At 33.3% G+C, this 19,058-nt stretch carries 19 protein-coding genes; 12 read left to right on the forward strand and 7 right to left on the reverse strand.

Annotated elements, in window-relative coordinates:
- Nucleotide 1 precedes the first annotated feature (1 nt).
- The 6 genes from VRU49_RS06085 to VRU49_RS06110 all read right to left on the reverse strand — a co-directional run bounded on the left by VRU49_RS06085 (nt 2) and on the right by VRU49_RS06110 (nt 6,248).
- Complete coding sequence (locus VRU49_RS06085; protein WP_330145910.1) at nt 2-2,236, reverse strand: monovalent cation:proton antiporter family protein; 2,235 nt, start codon at nt 2,234-2,236, stop codon at nt 2-4.
- Between the two features lie 368 nt (nt 2,237-2,604).
- Nucleotides 2,605-3,573: a bifunctional riboflavin kinase/FAD synthetase gene (locus tag VRU49_RS06090; RefSeq protein ID WP_330145911.1), complete on the reverse strand. Its 969-nt coding sequence runs from the start codon at nt 3,571-3,573 to the stop codon at nt 2,605-2,607.
- 6 nt (nt 3,574-3,579) lie between these two features.
- Nucleotides 3,580-4,326: a tRNA pseudouridine(55) synthase TruB gene (truB, locus tag VRU49_RS06095; RefSeq protein WP_330145912.1), complete on the reverse strand. Its 747-nt coding sequence runs from the start codon at nt 4,324-4,326 to the stop codon at nt 3,580-3,582.
- 5 nt (nt 4,327-4,331) lie between these two features.
- Nucleotides 4,332-5,126 (reverse strand): undecaprenyl-diphosphate phosphatase, encoded by a 795-nt coding sequence (locus VRU49_RS06100; RefSeq protein ID WP_330145913.1) that lies wholly within the window; start codon nt 5,124-5,126, stop codon nt 4,332-4,334.
- Between the two features lie 28 nt (nt 5,127-5,154).
- Complete coding sequence (locus tag VRU49_RS06105; RefSeq protein WP_330145914.1) at nt 5,155-5,370, reverse strand: DUF3098 domain-containing protein; 216 nt, start codon at nt 5,368-5,370, stop codon at nt 5,155-5,157.
- Nucleotides 5,370-6,248, reverse strand: coding sequence for a cell division protein FtsX (locus VRU49_RS06110; protein ID WP_330145915.1), 879 nt, complete (start codon nt 6,246-6,248; stop codon nt 5,370-5,372). The genes VRU49_RS06105 and VRU49_RS06110 overlap by 1 nt, the downstream gene beginning before the upstream one ends.
- A 242-nt stretch (nt 6,249-6,490) precedes the next feature.
- On the opposite strand from VRU49_RS06110, the gene leuS reads away from it, so the two are divergent.
- The 4 genes from leuS (at nt 6,491) to VRU49_RS06130 (ending at nt 12,738) form a co-directional block, all read left to right on the forward strand.
- Entirely contained in the window at nt 6,491-9,304 is a 2,814-nt protein-coding gene (gene leuS / locus VRU49_RS06115; protein WP_330145916.1) for a leucine--tRNA ligase, read from the forward strand.
- Nucleotides 9,305-9,352: 48 nt separating this feature from the next.
- Nucleotides 9,353-9,688, forward strand: a complete 336-nt coding sequence (locus tag VRU49_RS06120; protein ID WP_330145917.1) for a hypothetical protein — start codon at nt 9,353-9,355, stop codon at nt 9,686-9,688.
- Between the two features lie 83 nt (nt 9,689-9,771).
- The gene (locus VRU49_RS06125) at nt 9,772-12,141 is read left to right on the forward strand and encodes a TonB-dependent receptor (RefSeq protein WP_330145918.1); all 2,370 of its coding nucleotides are present in this window, start codon (nt 9,772-9,774) and stop codon (nt 12,139-12,141) included.
- A 144-nt stretch (nt 12,142-12,285) separates the two neighbouring features.
- Nucleotides 12,286-12,738 (forward strand): hypothetical protein, encoded by a 453-nt coding sequence (locus VRU49_RS06130; RefSeq protein WP_330145919.1) that lies wholly within the window; start codon nt 12,286-12,288, stop codon nt 12,736-12,738.
- Here the strand turns inward: VRU49_RS06130 and VRU49_RS06135 are convergent.
- A complete protein-coding gene (locus VRU49_RS06135; RefSeq protein ID WP_330145920.1) occupies nt 12,735-13,256 on the reverse strand; it encodes an NADPH-dependent FMN reductase in 522 nt (173 codons plus the stop codon). The genes VRU49_RS06130 and VRU49_RS06135 overlap by 4 nt on opposite strands.
- A 161-nt stretch (nt 13,257-13,417) precedes the next feature.
- Here VRU49_RS06135 and VRU49_RS06140 point away from each other — a divergent pair, with 161 nt between their 5' ends.
- The 8 genes from VRU49_RS06140 to VRU49_RS06175 all read left to right on the forward strand — a co-directional run bounded on the left by VRU49_RS06140 (nt 13,418) and on the right by VRU49_RS06175 (nt 19,056).
- Nucleotides 13,418-14,221, forward strand: coding sequence for a ParA family protein (locus VRU49_RS06140; protein ID WP_330145921.1), 804 nt, complete (start codon nt 13,418-13,420; stop codon nt 14,219-14,221).
- 10 nt (nt 14,222-14,231) lie between these two features.
- Nucleotides 14,232-15,134, forward strand: a complete 903-nt coding sequence (locus tag VRU49_RS06145) for a ParB/RepB/Spo0J family partition protein (protein WP_330145922.1) — start codon at nt 14,232-14,234, stop codon at nt 15,132-15,134.
- On the forward strand, nt 15,135-15,743 hold the full coding sequence (locus VRU49_RS06150; RefSeq protein ID WP_330145923.1) for a DUF5683 domain-containing protein: 609 nt from the start codon (nt 15,135-15,137) through the stop codon (nt 15,741-15,743). It begins immediately after the preceding gene.
- Nucleotides 15,740-16,480 (forward strand): 4-hydroxy-tetrahydrodipicolinate reductase, encoded by a 741-nt coding sequence (gene dapB / locus VRU49_RS06155; protein WP_330145924.1) that lies wholly within the window; start codon nt 15,740-15,742, stop codon nt 16,478-16,480. Before VRU49_RS06150 ends, dapB begins: the two co-directional genes overlap by 4 nt.
- Nucleotides 16,481-16,511: 31 nt before the next feature.
- On the forward strand, nt 16,512-17,708 hold the full coding sequence (gene lepB / locus VRU49_RS06160; protein ID WP_330145925.1) for a signal peptidase I: 1,197 nt from the start codon (nt 16,512-16,514) through the stop codon (nt 17,706-17,708).
- Nucleotides 17,709-17,828: 120 nt separating this feature from the next.
- On the forward strand, nt 17,829-18,146 hold the full coding sequence (locus VRU49_RS06165) for an ArsR/SmtB family transcription factor (RefSeq protein ID WP_330145926.1): 318 nt from the start codon (nt 17,829-17,831) through the stop codon (nt 18,144-18,146).
- 1 nt (nt 18,147) lies between these two features.
- Nucleotides 18,148-18,648 carry an SRPBCC family protein gene (locus tag VRU49_RS06170; RefSeq protein WP_330145927.1) on the forward strand — a complete coding sequence of 167 codons (501 nt, stop codon included), beginning with the start codon at nt 18,148-18,150 and terminating at the stop codon, nt 18,646-18,648.
- Between the two features lie 6 nt (nt 18,649-18,654).
- The gene (locus VRU49_RS06175; protein WP_330145928.1) at nt 18,655-19,056 is read left to right on the forward strand and encodes a DUF1801 domain-containing protein; all 402 of its coding nucleotides are present in this window, start codon (nt 18,655-18,657) and stop codon (nt 19,054-19,056) included.
- Nucleotides 19,057-19,058: the final 2 nt, after the last annotated feature.

Genomic DNA, 19,058 nt, shown 5'->3' on the forward strand with positions numbered 1-19,058 from the left:
CTTATTTTACTGGGATTTGGATTAATTCGTTTATCCTCTTTTTATTACCTACTACCCAAATTACATCACCAGTGTCAAAAACAAATTCGGATGATGGATTTAAAATACGCTCATCTCCACGTTCTATTCCTACGACTAAAGCTTTTGCTTGCTCTCTAATTCCAGTATTTCTAATACTTTTACCGTAGACAGGTGAATCAGCATGAACCACAATTTTTTGAAGGTTCATATCTTTATCTGGGAAAATATTTTCACTTTCTTCCTCAGTATAATTTACCTCAAGCAGTGCTTTTACAGAGGCCAATTGGTCGTCGGTACCAATTAACAGTAATTTATCATTTGGAAATAATCTTACTTCTCGGCCTGGGGTGGGTATAATGCTTTTACCTCTTTCTATCATGACAATATTTACTCCGAATTTTTCTCTGAACATTAATTCAACCAAAGTTTTTCCTACAACTTCAGATTCTGGAGAAACTATAAGTTCAGTTAAGTGGGTATCCCATGGAAGAATATCTGGTTTACTTTCTTTAATTTCTCGAGCATTTAAATTAAGTAAGAAACGCTTTTCGAGTTTGTCATAAAATAATTGAAGTCTTCTAGAAAAGACAAACATCACCCCAATTATTAGAAAAAGTGCAATTCCTGATGCCACCCACGTGTCAAAAAACTTGTACATTAAGAATCCAACATAAAAAATACCCAAAGAAACTCTGAATAATTCCATTGCTATGAGTGGGCCACGGGTATATTTTTTATTTAGCCAAAGATGACCATAAGCAGTCTTTTGAATTCTTCTGATAGATAAAGCCCAAAGAAATGGCGCCATTAATAAAAATGATAATATAACACTAATAATTAGTCCTTGTTTGCCATCGATATGTTCAGATATAAAAGGTTGTAAGAATTCGGATGTTAAAATTACAATGGCAATTATTATTACTGAGTGAATAATGGTATTAAAAATATAAGATTTTAATAAAATTTTCCAATCACTTAGTTTTGTAATTCCTTCGGTACTTGAGCTATACCTGCTTAAGGAATCCAGCCATTTTTTAGGTAAAATTTTAACTAGAAATTCATAAAATGGTTCTGAATATTTAATAAGATAAGGCGTTGTAAAAGTTGTTATGGCAGAAACAGCTACGGTTATGGGGTATAGAAATCCACTTGTAACGTTTAAAGTTAATCCGAGTGTAGCAATAATGAACGAAAACTCTCCAATTTGGGTTAAACTTAAGCCTGTTTGAACCGAAGTTTTTAAAGGTTGCCCAGAAAGTAATGCTCCACCACCTGTAGTTACGAGTTTACCTACAATAGTTAATCCGGTTATAATTAATATTGGTTTCCAGTATTCGAGTATAATTTTAGGATCTATTAGCATACCTACAGAAACAAAGAATACTACTCCAAATAAGTCTTTAACTGATTTTGTAAGGTGTTCTATCTTCTCTGCTTGAGTAGTTTCTGCCAAAATAGAACCCATAATAAATGCGCCTAATGCAGGAGAAAAACCAACTTCTACAGCCAATAAAACCATAATTAAACATAATGCCAACGAAACGACCAATAAGGTTTCTTCGTTCATTAGTTTTTTTGTGAGCTTTAAAAATGTAGGAATAATAAATATTCCGCCTAAAAACCAAAGAATTAAAAAGAAGCTTAATTTTAGGATAGAGGTAATCATTTCTAAACCAGCAAACTGCTGACTTACTGCTATGGTTGTAAGCATTACCATAATTAATATGGCGGCTAAATCTTCCACAATTAAGGCTCCAAAAACCAGTCCTGCAAACTTTTTATGTTTTACACCGAGTTCATCAAATGCTCGGATAATAATGGTTGTAGAAGAAACAGATAATACTGCCCCGAGAAAAATACTATCCATTACTTTCCAACCCATAAGTTGTCCGGCTGCAAAACCTAGGATACTCATACCGATGATCTCCACTAATGCAGTAATAGAAGATGAGCCACCTACTTTAACTAATTTTTTAAAACTGAATTCTAGTCCTAAACTAAACAGAAGAAATATTACCCCAATTTCTGCCCAAATGGTAATGCTTTTTTGATCTACAACAGTAGGTAGAATATCAATGTGTGGGCCTACTAATAAACCAGCTACAATATAACCCAATACAAGAGGTTGTTTAATTTTTTTAAAAATTAAAGTAAATATCGCTGCTGCGGCAAGTATAAGTCCTAAATCGGCAATAAGAGGTGGTAAGTGAATCATTTTTTAGAATTAATTAAAGATATAGTAATGCTTGGTTTTTTAAAAGGCATTATTCATCTAAAAAAATGATCTGTAAAAAGTAACTTTTGAAGTGTTTTTCCATAGCTCAAAGGTTTTAAGCTGTTGGAAGGTAAATGTAAATTTAAATGGGTTGTCCAATTATTAAAATATGGGACACGAAAAATGGGTTGCGAAAGAAAAAATACTATTCGCGATTGGGCTGAAGATATTAAAGATAGTAATCTTGATAATAGATTAATCAGCTTATTCATATAGGTAAATATACGAAAAAAAACTAAATATTAATAGAATCGAGGCGGTTTTTGAACTCGGAAATCTAAAAAATTAACCTATATCAAGGGCTTTTTTTAAAGGCTTAATGGATTGTTCTTAAAATAACTTATGGTGTTTTCCTTATCTAACTTTAACTGTTCGGTCATAGTTTCTAGACTAGGGAATTTATAATCGGCTCTTAAAAACTCATGAAATTCCATAGTTAAGCGTTGCCCGTAAACCTCTTGGTTAAAATCAAAAATATTTACTTCAATATTTCTAGTCATCCCATTTATGGTTGGTCTTTGTCCAATATAGGCCATTCCGATATAGGTTTGGGAAATAGAATCTAAATTGTCTTCCTTGCTTAAATGTAAAGAAACGGCATAAATTCCATCTGCTGGAATAAGCTTATAACTTTCTTCAACAAATAAATTGGCTGTTGGGAATCCAATTGTTCTTCCAATTTTATCGCCTTTAATTACACTTCCTGTTAAAGAAAAATTATAGCCTAAATAATGCGAAGCTAGCTTTACATCTCCATTTAAAAGTGCTGTTCTAATTTTGGTAGAACTTACGGCAACATCATCAATATCTTGTTCTGCAATTTCCTGAACTTTGAAGCCATAAATTTCTCCGCCATCTATTAGTTCTTTTAATCCGCCCTTTCTGTCTTTACCAAATCTATGGTCGTAACCAATTATTAATTCCTTTGTTCCAATGGTATCAACCAATATTTGTTTGATGTATTGATCTGGACTTAGGTTAGAAAAATCTCTGGTAAAAGGGGTAATTATGAGGTGATCTACACCTAATTTTTCTAAAATTTGAGCTTTTTCATCGATCGTGTTAATCATTTTTAAAGCCGCATTTTCAGGATCTATAATCATCCTCGGGTGAGGAAAAAAGGTTAGGATTACACTTTCGGCATTTGCCAATTTAGCACGTTCTACTACGGTTTGTATTATTTTTTGATGGCCAAAATGAACCCCGTCAAATGTCCCAATAGTAACAACAGCATGTTCTATTTTATTAAATTCAGATATGTTATGGTAGATATTCACTGTAACTTAAATAGATTCTGGTCTATGAGGTTGATTAGCTCTAATATAATTAACAAGTTCCATTATTTCGTAGGCATCTTTTAAATGAAAGTCGCCACTTCTAGTTCTTGTAAGCGAAGATAGGTAGGCACCATTATTTAATTTCTTGCCTAGATCAGAAACCAACGAACGGATATATGTTCCTTTACTACAAACTATTCTAAAGTCAACTTCAGGAAGTTCAATTCTTGTGATTTCAAATTCAGGTACAGAAACATAACGTGGTTTTAATTCAACTTCTTCACCAAGTCTTGCTTTAACATACAGCCTTTCGCCATTAACTTTCACTGCAGAGTGTGCAGGAGGAAATTGAGTAATATCTCCGGTTAATTCTGACGCGGCTTTTAAAATGTCTTTTTCTGTTATATTTTCAATCGGGAAACTAGCATCAACTTCTGTTTCCATGTCAAATGAAGGCGTTGTAGCACCCAGAATTAATGTCCCAGTATATTCTTTTTCTTGTGCTTGAAAAGAATCTATTTGTTTGGTCATTTTGCCCGTACAAATTATTAATAAGCCTTTTGCTAGAGGATCTAAAGTTCCAGCATGTCCAACTTTTAATTTTAATGGTTTAAAGGCATTTCGCAGTTTTCCAACCACATCAAAAGAAGTCCACTTATAAGGTTTATTAATTAATAATAATGCACCTTCTACAAAATTTAATTGAGCTAATTTATTTTCTAAACTATGCTCATTTTTAGGTTCAGTATTCAATATTTTTATAATATTTCGAGTGTTTTGCCCGATAGAATTAAGATAATAAGAATTAATCCCACTACAATTCTATACCAGCCAAACATTTTAAAACCATACTTATTTAAAAATCCAATGAACGATTTTATGGCAAGCATGGCAACAATAAAGGCAATTATATTGCCAAAAGCCAGCACCTTTAATTGGTCGCTGGTAATGATATGTCCTTCTTGATAAAAGTCTAATAATTTTTTCGATGTAGCAGCCAACATTGTAGGTACAGCTAGGAAAAAAGAAAACTCTGCTGCAGCTTTACGGGTTAAATTTAAGCCCATACCACCAACAATACTTGCACCGCTTCTACTTACTCCAGGAATCATAGCTAAACATTGGAAAAAGCCAATTTTTAATGCAGTTACATAGCTAACTTCAGATTCATCTTTTAGTGTTCCTTTGTTAAACCATTTATCTACAAACAATAAAATAACACCACCAATAACTAACGATATTGCCACGGTTAAAGCACTTTCTAGCATCGTGTCTATTAAATCGCTTAATAATATACCTAGGCAGGCTGCAGGTAAAAATGCGACAAAAAGTTTAAGGTAGAAATCAAACGATTTAAAGAATCTTTTGAAATAGAGTACCACAACAGATAAAATTGCTCCAAGTTGAATAACAATAGTAAAAAGCTTCACAAATGGGTCTGCCTGGATACCCATAAACGACGAAGCAATTATCATGTGACCGGTACTTGAAACAGGAAGAAATTCTGTTATACCTTCAATTATGGCAAGAATAAATGCCTGAAAATAATCCATTTTACTTGGTTAGAATTTGTGCGAAAATTTATTTTTTTAAAATTGCGTAAATTCCAAAAGCGAAACCGGCTAATACCGTTACTGGAGCTATTAAGGTTTTACGAATATCATAAATATTCTCGTCCCCAATCATCAATAAAAAGCCTACAACCACAATGGCCATGCTGATCAATAATAATTGATAATTTTTGCGTGTAAACGCCATAGGCGATTTTGAATTGTCGGTTGGATTCTTTTTTACCATTATCTATATAAATTGTAACTTTTTAATCTTAAATATTTGCTTACCGCAAAGTAAGTGCTTAAGCAGGTAATAATTATTCCTATTGCTATCATGGCAATAAGTACTATTCCGAACTCAGAATAGCTTTGTAGAATTTTAATTTCCTCAATTTCTTGTTGAGCGAAATATAATGTAATCAATAAAATTATAATTGCAATAAATGCAGCGATTAAGCCATGCAATCCAGCATACAATAAAAATGGTTTCCTAATGAAGTTTTTAGTTGCACCAACCAATTGCATACTTTTTATTAAAAATCGTTGAGAATAAATAGCCAGTCTAATGGTGTTATTTATTAATGCAACAGATATTATGGTTAGGATAACAGCAAAGGCTAATATAATTAAGCCAATGGTATTTATGTTTTTATTCACCATATCAATTAATGATCGTTGGTAAATAACTTCTTTAACAAGCGGGTTGGTTTCAATGGTTTTCTTTAAAGAATCTACTCCAGCATTGTTTGCATATTCTGCTTTTAAGTAAACATCAACAGTACTTAATAGAGGATTATAACCTAGGAAGTTTACAAAATCTTCACCTAAATCTTTTGCTAAATTATGAGCAGCTTGTTCTTTATTAATGTATTGCGTTTGTTTTACCATCGCATTGGCGTTCAAAGTTTTTTGAAACGCAAGAATATCTGCTTCGTTAGCGCCTTCATCAACAATAATATTTAAGACAATATTCTCTTTTACATAGTTGCTTAAATTTTTTGCGTGAACAAGAATTAACCCTAACAACCCTAACATCAATAGAACTAGAGTGATGCTAAATATTGTTGAGATGTAAATGGTCTTGGTTTTTTTGGCCGCAGCGCTATCTTCAAATTCTTCCATAAAACAAGTTATCTGTCATTGCGAAATTAAGGATTAATGAATTAACTCACAATAGTAAAGCATATGATAAACAGGTATTATTAAAACAAGATTAAAATTATTACAAGAAATTATTCTAGCAAACTTGTTTTTGTTTTGTCTATAACGCTAGATAAGAATGCAATAGTATATTGAGTTTAGCGAAAATTGATCATAAAAATTCTCTCATTTTTGTTTAAATTCGCCATTTCACAAGAAACAAAATGGATTATCAGTTTAAAGATATTGAGGAGCGTTGGCAAAAGTTTTGGGCCAGTAATAAAACCTTTAAAACAAATACTACATCAGAAAAGCCAAAGTATTATGTGTTAGATATGTTTCCTTATCCTTCGGGAGCAGGATTACACGTAGGTCACCCGCTGGGGTATATTGCGTCAGATATTTTTGCAAGATATAAAAGACTAAAGGGATTTAATGTTTTACACCCTATGGGCTACGATTCTTTCGGTTTACCTGCCGAACAATATGCCATACAAACAGGTCAACATCCCGCTATTACAACCGAATCCAATATTAATACTTATCGTAAGCAATTAGATAGAATAGGTTTCTCATTTGATTGGGATAGGGAAGTGAGAACAAGTGATGCAGGGTATTATAAATGGACGCAATGGATATTCATGCAATTATTTAATTCATGGTACAACATTGATGCTGATAAAGCAGAACCTATTTCTACCTTAATTGAAAAGTTCTCAACCTCAGGTACTTTAAATGTAAATGCAGTTAGTGATGATGATACCATAGATTTTCAACCTTCAGATTGGGCTAATTATTCTGAAACACAAAAGCAGGAGATTTTATTAAAATATAGACTAACTTATTTAAAGGAAAGTACAGTAAACTGGTGTGCTGCATTGGGTACTGTTCTTGCCAATGATGAAGTTAAAGATGGGTTTTCTGAGCGTGGCGGTCATCCCGTTGAGCAAAAGAAAATGATGCAATGGAGTATGAGAATCACAGCATATGCTGATAGATTATTGCAAGGGTTAGATACGGTTGATTGGCCTGATCCTGTAAAGGAGATGCAGAAAAACTGGATTGGAAAAAGTGTAGGAGCATCGGTACGTTTCAAATTAAATGAAAATGATGCATTAAGTTCAGAATTATCAAGTCAGCAAATTGAAGTTTTTACTACACGAATTGATACCATTTATGGTGTGTCTTTCTTAGTACTTGCGCCTGAACACGAACTGGTTTCAAAAATTACTACGCCTGCACAGAAAGCTGATGTAGAAAATTATATTGAGCAAACAAAGAAAAAGTCTGAATTAGACCGTATGGCAGATACCAAATCTACCAGCGGAGCATTTACAGGTAGTTACGCAATAAACCCATTAAATGGGGAATTAGTTCCTATTTGGATTGCTGATTATGTATTGGCGGGATATGGTACGGGTGCCGTAATGGGCGTTCCAAGTGGAGATCAGCGCGATTGGCTTTTTGCAACAAAATTTAATTTACCTATTCAGCAAATTTCCGATGCACAGGTAGATTTAAATATTCAAGCAGATCCTACAAAGGAAGGAAAATATATAAATTCAGGGATTATTAATGGTATGGATTACAGTGCAGCTGTAGCTACACTAAATCAATGGATTGAAGAAAATAATGTTGGTAAAGCTAAGGTTAATTTTAGAATGCGCGATGCTATTTTTGGACGACAAAGATACTGGGGAGAACCAATCCCAGTGTACTTTAACGATGGCTTACCTTATTTAATTGATGAAGAGGAGTTACCTTTATTATTGCCAGAAGTTGATAAATATTTGCCAACTGAAACAGGCGAGCCTCCTTTAGCAAGAGCAAAAGACTGGAGTTATAGTGCCAATAAATATAGTTATGAGCTGTCTACCATGCCAGGTTGGGCAGGAAGTAGCTGGTATTGGTTTAGATATATGGATGCAGATAATAATCAAGCATTTGCTTCTAAGGAGGCGATTGATTATTGGAAGAATGTAGATTTATATATTGGTGGTTCTGAGCATGCTACAGGTCACTTATTGTACAGCAGATTTTGGAACAAGTTTTTAAAAGATTTAGGATATACCCAGGAAGAAGAGCCATTTAAAAAGCTAATCAACCAAGGGATGATTCAAGGTCGAAGTAATTTTGTGTACCGTGTTGCTGATGCAAATGGAAAACCAACCAATACTTATGTCTCACATGGCTTAAAGGCTCAGTACAATTGTACTGCTATTCATGTTGATGTTAATATGGTGGTTAACGATCAATTAAATATCCAACAGTTCCGTAATTGGAGAGAAGAATTTAAGACAGCCGAATTTATTTTAGAAGACGGGAAATACATTTGTGGGGTAGAAGTAGAGAAGATGTCTAAATCTAAATATAACGTTGTTAATCCGGATGATTTAATCGAACGTTATGGAGCAGATACTTTGCGTATGTATGAAATGTTCTTAGGACCATTAGAGCAAAGTAAGCCATGGAATACCAATGGTATTGAAGGTGTTTTTAAATTCTTACGTAAGTTTTGGAAATTATTCCACGATAATGAATTTAATTTTGTGGTAAGTAACCATGAACCTACTAAAGCAGAATTAAAAGCATTACATAAAATCATTAAAAAGGTACAAGATGATATTGAACGTTTTTCATTCAATACATCTGTTTCTAGCTTTATGATTGCGGTAAATGAACTTACCGATTTAAAATGTAATAAGAGAGCGATTCTAAAGGATTTAGTGGTTATTTTATCTCCTTACGCGCCACATATTTGTGAAGAACTTTGGGTGTTATTAGGTGAAGAAGCGGGTAAATTATCTTATGCACAATTCCCAATGTTTAATCCAGAATATTTAGTTGAAGATAGTTTTTCTTATCCTGTTTCTATTAATGGGAAAATGCGATTAAACTTAAATTTAAGTCTGAATTTAGATGCTAAAGAAGTAGAATCCATAGTTTTGGCTGATGAAAATGTTCAGAAATATTTAGAAGGAGCAATCCCAAAAAAGGTGATTTTTGTAAAGGGAAGAATTATAAATATTGTAATATAAATTTTGAGGGGCTTAATTGGCCCCTTTATAATTTACTTAAAAAGCGAAATGGATAGTCAAACCGAAAATACCAGTTTAGAAACCAAGAAAAAAGGCAAGACGGATATTCCGGTTTTGTTCATTTTAGCCTATATTTTAACGAGCATGACTAGACGGTTGGAATTAAACCCATTATTGTTTATAATTCCTGCTATTATTTACTTCTTTATTATCTATAAAAATATCCAAAACGTTAGTGCGGAATTAAAAAACAGAAAAAATCCTGACCATATTAAAGTGTCTTTTTTAAGTCAGATTATTTATTTTGCGCTTTGTATTTTAGGTTTGTCTGTGATAGTGAGCGATTTCTATCTTAGATTTCCTGAGGCAATTAATTTCAATTAAGCTGTAACAAACTTCTATATATAAATTCTAACTCAAAAGAAGGGAAATATTTTTCCTGAGATAAAAAATTGTTAGAAATATATATGAAAAGATTACTACTATTTACATTATTTATTTTCACGGTAATATTTGGGGCGAATGCTCAAAATGCAGTTGTTGGGCGCATATCGGCTACGGTTATTGATAGCTTAACCAAACAACCTGTTGAATATGCTGTGGTTGCGCTTTATCCTAAAGACAAAACCCAATCTATAAATGGAGGTGTTACAGACGAAAAAGGTAAATTTACTTTACAGAATGTAGCGCCTGGAGAATATAGGGTGGTAGTTGGATTTATGGGTTATAAATCTAAAACCATAGTTGCAATAACTACTGGTGCAAAATTAGATTTAAATCTAGGCAATGTAGAATTATTATCTACCGAAACAAAAATAGAAAGTGTTGAATTTGTTGGTACAAAGCCATTGGTAGAGAATAAAATTGATAAACTGGTTTATAATGCAGAACAAGATATTACCAATGTTGGCGGCGATGCATCTGATGTAATGCGTAAGGTACCTATGTTAACGGTAGATGCCGATGGTAATATACAGTTAAGAGGTAGTTCGGCGGTTAGGGTTTTAATTAATGGTAAACCTTCTGGTACTATGGCAAATAGTGTTGCCGATGCTTTAAAAATGATTCCTGCTGATGAGATTAAAAATGTTGAAGTTATAACTAGCCCTTCAGCGAAATACGATTCTGAAGGTGCGGGTGGTATAATAAATATCATCACCAAAAAGAAAACTGCTGAAGGAATTAATGGAAGTGCAACTGTATCTACAGGGACACGTCAAAATAACGGAAATTTTAGTTTAAATGGTAAAAAAGGAAGATTGGGTGTAACCAGTAATTTAGGTGTAATGTACTCAATTCCTCAAGACACTAGAATTATTTTAGAGAATATAACTACAACATCTAATATTACTCAAAACGGTTTAAACAGAGCAAATAGATGGGGTTTAAATGGTGGAGTTGGTGTGGATTATGATTTCAATAAATATCATAATTTTTCTACGAATGTTCGATTGAATAAGTTTTTAATGTCAACCGATGGTTCATTCCAAAGTACTACTGTTTTAAACGGAATAAGTACAGCTTTTACGCGTATCACTGATAACGAAACCCCGATTAATAATTTAGACTGGAGTGCTGATTATAGATTAACGACCGATAAACAAGGTGAAGAATTTAGTATCTCTGGTCAAGCTAGTTTTGGTAGAAACACCAATAGATTTACTTCATCTGTAGTACAACCTGGAGTGCCTACCTTTTCTACTATTGGCGATAACACAGGTAAGAACAACGAATATACTGTACAAACGGATTATGTTTTGCCAATTGGAGCAAAAATGAAATTCGAAACTGGATTAAAAGGTATTTTTAGAGATATTATGAGTAAATATCAGAATACCAACCAAGATTTCGATTATAGTCAGAATGTAGCCTCTGCTTATGTAGTATTTACGGCGCCAATTACTGAGAAAATTACGGCAAATGCTGGTTTACGTACTGAGTATACAGATATTAAAGGATTGTCAGGAAATTCTGTAAGTTACAAAAACGATTATTTTAACTTATTTCCAAGTGTAGTATTATCAAGAGCATTTAGTCCTTTTACTATGTTAAAGGTAAGTTATAATAAGCGTATGCAACGTCCTAGTTTATTTTACTTAAACCCATTCTTGAATGATTCAGATCCTCAAAACCAGTTGCAAGGTAATCCAAATCTTGCCCCAGAGATCAGTGATAATATAGAATTAGGCTATTCAACATTTATAAAAGGAACTGTGATTAATGCTTCAGTATTTTACAGAAATACCAAGGCTATTATTGAGCAATACTATTTTCCAGCTCAAAAACTAACCACCTACTTAAACTTAGGGAAAAGCGAGTCGTACGGAATGAACGTTTTTGCATCATATAGTCCAATTAAGAATTGGAATTTAATTACCAATATCGGTGTAAATAGTTATGAAGTTAAAGATCCATTAACCAATAAAAGTTCTGGTACGCATTTGAACTATAACATTATGGGACGTACTTCATTAATATTGAAAAAAGGTTGGAATACAGAAGCATTTATGGTGTTAAACTCTACACGTAGAACATTCCAAGGTGAGTCTGGCGGTATTAAAATTTATGGCGCTGCTTTAAAGAAAGAAATTTGGAATAAAATGGGTAGCGTAGGTATCAATGTTTTAAATCCATTTGGTAGAGATTTACACATTGTAAATAGAAATTCAGGAACTAATTTCGTTCAGAATATGGATATCTATTTCCCTATCAGATCATTTGGTGTTAATTTCAGCTATAAATTCGGTAAATTAAAATTTGCTGAAAACAAAGGAAAAATTAAAAATGACGACTTAAAAGCTGGTGAACAACAGCAAGGTGGAATGGGTGGAATTTAATTAAATCCTATAAAATAAAAGATGCCTCTCAATATAAATTGGGGGGCATTTTTTTTGAAATTAACTGGTTAAATTGTTTAGATTTTATTTCATCAACTCATGTTACCTTGTTTAATTTCCCCCTTTTCTACTTACCTTTGTTGCATGTCGCATGAAACTATATTACAAGGCGTAGATAACGCGGAATTAAGGGAAGTATTTACCGAGCGTTTAGAGCTTGTAGAGCATAAATTAAAGTTTATTGAATCGATGCCTGTTGCATTTGTAGGAATGTCTAATGAGGCGAATCTCGCATTGTTGCCTTATGTTGAAGCTGCGGGAGGTATGTTAGTAGATGCGGCAAATCTAGGCGTTTATGTGATTTATGGTGAAGAAGGTGCAGGGCTAAATAAATTAATGTCGCAAGTGCCTGCTTTGATAGATCAAGAATGGCAAGCTGTTAAGAACAACAGGGTAGCCTTAATAAATTTAGATTTTTATAATTTAGAAGAAGTAAAGGATAGAGTAAGTTTTGTGGAAGACTTAGCAGAAATTCTGCATCCCGGCTTTTTTATATTCGGCAACGAAGGAAATGCTTGGATAAGATTTGGAAACTAAAAATTAATGAATTTATCCATCTGCTGATGGGTAAATTTTACGGTATCTTCTTTAAACAAATCGCCTTGCTCATTTATCTCTGTTCTAATATTGGGAATGTGTAATTTTAGATTCATTACCTGAAGATGAATATAATGGCAAATACCGGTGAAGTGTTCTATTCCTCTAATATTTCCGTATTTTCCTGAAGATATGCCAACTAATGCGGCTTTTTTATCATAAAAACTTTGAGGAAAATCGCAGGCATCAATAAATGTTTTTAATACACCTGGGAAGCTTCCATTATATTCAGGAATTATAAAAATGAACTTTTCTGCTTGTGAAACTTTTGATTGAATGGATAAAAAATCTTCACTTCTTTTTCCATATAAATCTGTAGAAATTAAGTTTTCTGGTAATTCCTCTAAACTTAGAATAGAAGTGTCTAAGCCTTTGATTTTAAGTTGGTTTTGATAGTATTTGGCGATTTTAAGGCTATTACTGTCGGGTCTATTTGTTGCCGAAATAATTAAATTCATAAAAATTTGTTAATAAGATGTGCAAAACGCATTCATGAATGATAAAGTTTTCAGCATTTAGTTTGTATCTTAGCTTTTTGTAAAAAGCGCCTTTATGATTACAAATATACGCTTTTTAAGTTATAAAAATCTTTGCAAATAGATAAATATTCCTGAGATCAATGAGTAAAATAATTGCTTTAGCAAATCAAAAAGGTGGTGTGGGGAAAACTACTTCATCCATTAACTTAGCAGCAAGCCTTGCCGTTTTAGAGTATAAAACTTTATTGGTGGATGCAGATCCACAGGCTAATTCTACTTCAGGAATTGGCTTTGATCCAAGAAATATAAAGAACAGTATTTATGAATGCATTATTAATGACATTGATCCGTTAGATGCTATTCAGAAAACTGAAACTCCAAATTTAGATTTACTTCCTGCACATATAGATTTAGTTGGTGCGGAAATTGAGATGATTAATTTGGCAAACAGAGAATATAAAATGAAGACTGTATTGGAAAAAGTAAAAGACCAGTACGATTTCATTATAATAGATTGTTCTCCATCGTTAGGGTTGATTACAATTAATTCATTAACTGCTGCCGACTCAGTAATTATCCCTGTACAATGCGAATATTTTGCATTAGAAGGATTAGGGAAATTGTTGAATACCATAAAAATTGTTCAGAACCGTTTAAATACTGAATTAGAAATTGAAGGTATCCTTTTAACCATGTATGACGTTAGATTACGTTTAAGTAATCAGGTGGTAGAAGAAGTAAAAACTCATTTCCAGGATTTAGTGTTTGAAACAATTATTCAGAGAAATACCAGATTAAGTGAAGCTCCAAGTTATGGGGTATCGGTAATTATGCACGATGCGAATTGTAAAGGGGCTATTAATTATTTAAATCTGGCGAGAGAGATAGTTAAAAAAAATGGTTTGATAAAAGAATCTGAAGCAGCAACTTCAGCTCAAATATAAGTATTTCAATATGACATCATTTCACCGTAAAACAGGGTTGGGGAAGGGTTTAAGTGCGCTTTTAGATGATTCGGATGTGGTTCAGTCTACTAAATCTGAAATCCCCGCTCAGGAAATTAAGGCGCCAGCCGGTCAGTCTATTGGGGAAATTGAAATAAGTGCCATTGAGATAAATCCTTATCAACCACGTACAGAATTTGACCAAGTTGCCTTAAATGAATTGGCCGACAGTATTAAAGTTCATGGACTTATCCAGCCCATTACTGTAAGAAAGATGGATGGTGGGAAATTTCAGTTAATTTCTGGTGAGCGAAGATTTAGAGCTTCACAGTTGGCTGGCTTAACTCAAATTCCAGCTTATATTAGAACGGCCGATAATCAGCAGATGTTGGAAATGGCTTTAATTGAAAACATTCAAAGAGAAGATTTGAATGCAATTGAGGTAGCCTATAGTTTTCAACGTATGCTTGATGAGTGCGATATTAAACAAGAGCAATTGGGTGAGCGTGTGGGTAAAAATAGAACTACCGTTTCCAATTACCTGAGGTTGTTAAAATTACCCGCTTCTATACAAACTTCTATTCGTGATCAGAAAATTTCTATGGGTCATGCTCGTGCATTAGTTAATGTTGATGATTTAGAGAAGCAACTTTTTATTCATCAGGAAATTATTGATAAAGGGTTGTCGGTAAGGAAAGTGGAAGAATTGGTTAGAAATTTGCATGAAATTCCTGTAAAAAAGACTCAATCTAAAACTCCTTCTTTTGAAGTTAAAAAATTGCAAGACGATTTATCGTCAAAGTTTGCTTCTAAAGTACGTTTAAAGATTGGACAGCAAGGTAAAGGGGCCATCGAAATCCCATTCAGATCAGAAGACGATTTAAATAGAATTCTTGAACTTTTAGATTGGTAAATGAATAAATTTTTTGTTTTCCTGGGCGTTCTAATTTGCTTTTTTTTAAATAGCAGTGCTCAGGTTACACAGAGTTCTCGTCAAGATTCTTCAATAACTGATACCGTAAAGACTCAACCTTATGTAAATAAGGGTAAAATTGCTGCAAAAAGAGCCGCAATTCAATCGGCAATATTACCAGGATTAGGTCAGTTAACCAATAAGGTTTCTGTATGGAGCATTGGTAAAGTTGGATTAATTTATGGAGGTACAGCAGCTTTGGCAATATCTTATGCAGATAATACAAAAAAGTATAATCTGTTCTTAGATGAATTAAAATACAGACAGCAGAACAATAACGTTCCAAATCCTAATAGTCCGTATGCATCTTATCCTACACCAAGTTTAATTACGGCCAAAGATGTGTACCGTAGAAATAGGGAAATTATTATATTTTCGTATGTTGGTGTTTATGCCATCAATATTATTGATGCTTATGTGTCTGCACGATTAAAATATTTTGATGTTGGTGATAATTTATCGGTAAAAATATCACCAGCTGTTGTTATTCAAGAATATTACTTTGCACAACAATTCACACCAGCCCTAAAATTAACATTAAAACTATGAAGATAGCATTATTAGGTTACGGTAAAATGGGACAAATGATAGAAAAATTTGCTACCCAAAGAGGGCATTCTATTGTCTTAAAAATCGGAGCAGGAGAGGTATTTGAGTTAGATGAAACGATGTTGAAAGATGCTGATATGGCGATTGATTTCTCAGCGCCAGATGCTGTTTTAAAACATATAGATGTTTGTTTAAATGCTAATGTGCCTGTAGTAGTGGGTACAACAGGTTGGTATAGTCAGTTGCAAGAGGTAAAAGATAAGGTTATGGCGAGTAACAATTCGCTGCTTTACGGGTCTAATTTTAGTGTAGGGGTAAATTTGTTCTTTGCAGCAAATAAGTATCTAGCTAAGCTGATGAATAATTATCCAGTTTATGATGTTCAAATTGAAGAAATTCATCATACTCAAAAATTAGATTCGCCAAGTGGAACTGCAATTACGATTGCAGAAGGTATTATTGAGGAGATAGAAAGAAAAAACGAATGGGTAAACCACTTGGAAGATGAAATTCCTCAAAATGTAGTAAAACCAAATGAACTACTTATTCAAAGTTTAAGAATAGATGAAGTGCCGGGAACACATACCGTTATTTACAGTTCTGAGGTTGATGAAATAACCTTTCAACATACAGCGCATAATCGTGCCGGTTTTGCATTGGGAGCTGTTGTAGCTGCAGAATGGTTAGAAAACAAACAAGGATTCTATTCTGTGGAAGACGTATTTAATTTTAAATAAATGGTGTACATTGCCATAATAAATTATAAAAATGAATTTTAAATTCTGGAAAAAAAGAGATAATTCTAAAAAGAAGAAAAAATCTAAAGGAAGAGAATGGGTTGATGCTATTGTGTTTGCAGTTGTTGCAGCAACCTTAATTAGAGTGTTTTTTATTGAGGCTTATGTGATTCCTTCTGGCTCAATGGAAAGATCGTTATTGGTTGGCGATTACTTATTTGTGAGTAAAGTAAACTATGGAGCTAGAATTCCTATGACTCCAATTTCATTTCCATTTGCACATCATACCATGCCCATTTTAAATACAAAGGCTTATTATGATGGAGTTCAGTGGAAATATCGCCGTCTGCCAGGTTTGCAGGAGATTAAAAGAAACGATGTTGTGGTTTTTAATTTTCCTGAAGGTGATACCGTTGCACTGGAAAATCAGGTACCAAGTTATAGATCTTTAGTTAGAGCTAGCGGTAAAGAGGCAGTAGATAATATGTACACAATTGTTTATAGACCTGTTGATAAGCGCGAAAATTATATTAAAAGAGTTGTTGCTATAGGTGGCGATACTTTAAGTATGGTTGCTGGTTTGGTGATGATAAATGGAAAGCCTTCTCCGTTAATTGAAACTGGACAGATGCCTTATCGTGTGACTTTTAAAACTGCTGATGTAAATTTAGAAGCGGTGGAAGCTCTAGGATTTAGTATTCAACGAAATGAGATTTTCCAATATTCGGAAACAGAATATATGTTGAAGGGTTCTTCTAAAATGATTAATCAGTTGAAGGAATTGGATTTTGTAGCTACGGTTGATCCTCTAGTGACAAATGAACAATCTTTTAAAGAAGAAATTTTCCCGCACGATAAAAACAGACCTTGGAATGTAGATAATTTTGGACCTATCATTGTTCCTAAAAAAGGGTGGACAATTGCTCTAGATAGCGCTAATTTGGTTATGTACGGTAGAGCTATTCAGGCTTATGAGAAGAATACTTTAGAGAAAAAAGGTAATGATTATTATATAAATGGGAAGAAAGAAACCACTTTTACTTTCAAAATGAATTATTACTTTATGATGGGCGATAACCGCCATGAATCTGCTGATAGTAGATATTGGGGTTTTGTTCCAGAAGATCATATTGTTGGGAAGGCTTTATTTATTTGGATGAGCTGGGATAGTTTTGGTAGTTGGTTTAACAAAATAAGATGGAATAGATTATTTAGAGGAATTGATTAATCTAATTAATCCCTTTTTTAAATATTGAAATCCTCGAGCGCTTTGCTCGAGGATTTTTTTTTATAAATTATTTGCGAAATCAAATGATTGCATTTATATTAGCAATTAAATAGTTGCATATTGAAAACAAGAAGAGATATATTTCAGGCAATTGCCGACCCCACAAGGCGAGCGATTTTAACATTAATTGCCGTTCAGGCTTTAACGCCCAACGATATTGCGGAGCATTTTGAGGCTAGTCGACAATCTGTTTCTAAGCATTTACAAATTCTAACGGAGTGTGAATTAATTCGTCAAGAGCCTAAAGGAAGAGAAATTTACTATTCATTAGAGGTAGAAAAAATGAAAGCTTTAGATCAATGGCTACAGCAATTTAGAGTTATTTGGGAAAATCGCTTCAATCAATTAGATGATTTATTAACCACAATTAAACAATAAAATGAAAAATAAACTTTTGTTCGATTTTATAGTAAATAAGGAAAATAACACGATTTTAATAAAGCGAGAATTTAATGCACCATTAAAAACCGTTTGGAAAGCATGGTCTGAACCAGCATTATTAAATAAATGGTGGGGGCCAAAACCTTGGTATGTAGAAACCAAATCAATGGATTTTAAGACGGGTGGACATTGGTTATATGTTATGATTGGACCAGCTGGAGAGCAATTTTGGAGTAAAGTTCATTATCGCGAAATAAAAACAGAACAATCTATTACGGCAAGAGATGGATTTTGCGATGAGAATGGCGAAATGAATTCTAACTTTCCTCAAAACGACTGGGTAAATTTATTTAAACATGAAAATGGAATAACTACTATCGATTTAGTACTTACTTTTGACAATCTTGAAGATTTAGAACAGACTGTAGCCATGGGCTTTAAAGAAGGGTTTACAATTGGTTTAAATCAACTAGAAGAATTGTTGCCAGCTTTAATATAGTAGTTTATGAAAAATACTTCTCCCGAAATTCTGCAATACAACCAACAGCAATTAAATGATGATGTATTTATTTGCGACAAGTTAGCAGCAATAATTGATGAAGAACTTCCAAATGCTGAAAGTAAAATATGGCATAGTAATCCAGTTTGGTTTTTGGATGGTAATCCAATTGTTGGATATAGCAAACAAAAAAAGGGAATTAGGTTGATGTTCTGGAGTGGTGCAGATTTTGAAGAAGAAGAATTAAATCAACAGGGAAAGAAATTTAAAGATGCTTCAATATTTTATAATTCTGTTGCAGAAATAGATATTTCATCTTTAAAAAGATGGCTAAAAAAATCCCAAAGTATCCAATGGGATTATAAAAACTTAATAAAGCGTAAGGGAATTCTCGAAAGGATAAAATAGCT

The organism is Pedobacter flavus, assembly GCF_036324285.1.
GTDB lineage: Bacteria > Bacteroidota > Bacteroidia > Sphingobacteriales > Sphingobacteriaceae > Pedobacter > Pedobacter flavus.

Bases quoted from the DNA above. Each gene is read 5' to 3' on its own strand.
- VRU49_RS06085 (WP_330145910.1), bottom strand. From the start codon at position 2,236: ATGATTCACTTACCACCTCTTATTGCCGATTTAGGACTTATACTTGCC.
- VRU49_RS06100 (WP_330145913.1), bottom strand. From the start codon at position 5,126: ATGGATTATTTTCAGGCATTTATTCTTGCCATAATTGAAGGTATAACA.
- VRU49_RS06105 (WP_330145914.1), bottom strand. From the start codon at position 5,370: ATGGTAAAAAAGAATCCAACCGACAATTCAAAATCGCCTATGGCGTTT.
- VRU49_RS06110 (WP_330145915.1), bottom strand. From the start codon at position 6,248: ATGGAAGAATTTGAAGATAGCGCTGCGGCCAAAAAAACCAAGACCATT.
- leuS (WP_330145916.1), top strand. From the start codon at position 6,491: ATGGATTATCAGTTTAAAGATATTGAGGAGCGTTGGCAAAAGTTTTGG.
- VRU49_RS06120 (WP_330145917.1), top strand. From the start codon at position 9,353: ATGGATAGTCAAACCGAAAATACCAGTTTAGAAACCAAGAAAAAAGGC.
- VRU49_RS06125 (WP_330145918.1), top strand. From the start codon at position 9,772: ATGAAAAGATTACTACTATTTACATTATTTATTTTCACGGTAATATTT.
- VRU49_RS06130 (WP_330145919.1), top strand. From the start codon at position 12,286: ATGTCGCATGAAACTATATTACAAGGCGTAGATAACGCGGAATTAAGG.
- VRU49_RS06135 (WP_330145920.1), bottom strand. From the start codon at position 13,256: ATGAATTTAATTATTTCGGCAACAAATAGACCCGACAGTAATAGCCTT.
- VRU49_RS06140 (WP_330145921.1), top strand. From the start codon at position 13,418: ATGAGTAAAATAATTGCTTTAGCAAATCAAAAAGGTGGTGTGGGGAAA.
- VRU49_RS06145 (WP_330145922.1), top strand. From the start codon at position 14,232: ATGACATCATTTCACCGTAAAACAGGGTTGGGGAAGGGTTTAAGTGCG.
- VRU49_RS06150 (WP_330145923.1), top strand. From the start codon at position 15,135: ATGAATAAATTTTTTGTTTTCCTGGGCGTTCTAATTTGCTTTTTTTTA.
- dapB (WP_330145924.1), top strand. From the start codon at position 15,740: ATGAAGATAGCATTATTAGGTTACGGTAAAATGGGACAAATGATAGAA.
- lepB (WP_330145925.1), top strand. From the start codon at position 16,512: ATGAATTTTAAATTCTGGAAAAAAAGAGATAATTCTAAAAAGAAGAAA.
- VRU49_RS06170 (WP_330145927.1), top strand. From the start codon at position 18,148: ATGAAAAATAAACTTTTGTTCGATTTTATAGTAAATAAGGAAAATAAC.
- VRU49_RS06175 (WP_330145928.1), top strand. From the start codon at position 18,655: ATGAAAAATACTTCTCCCGAAATTCTGCAATACAACCAACAGCAATTA.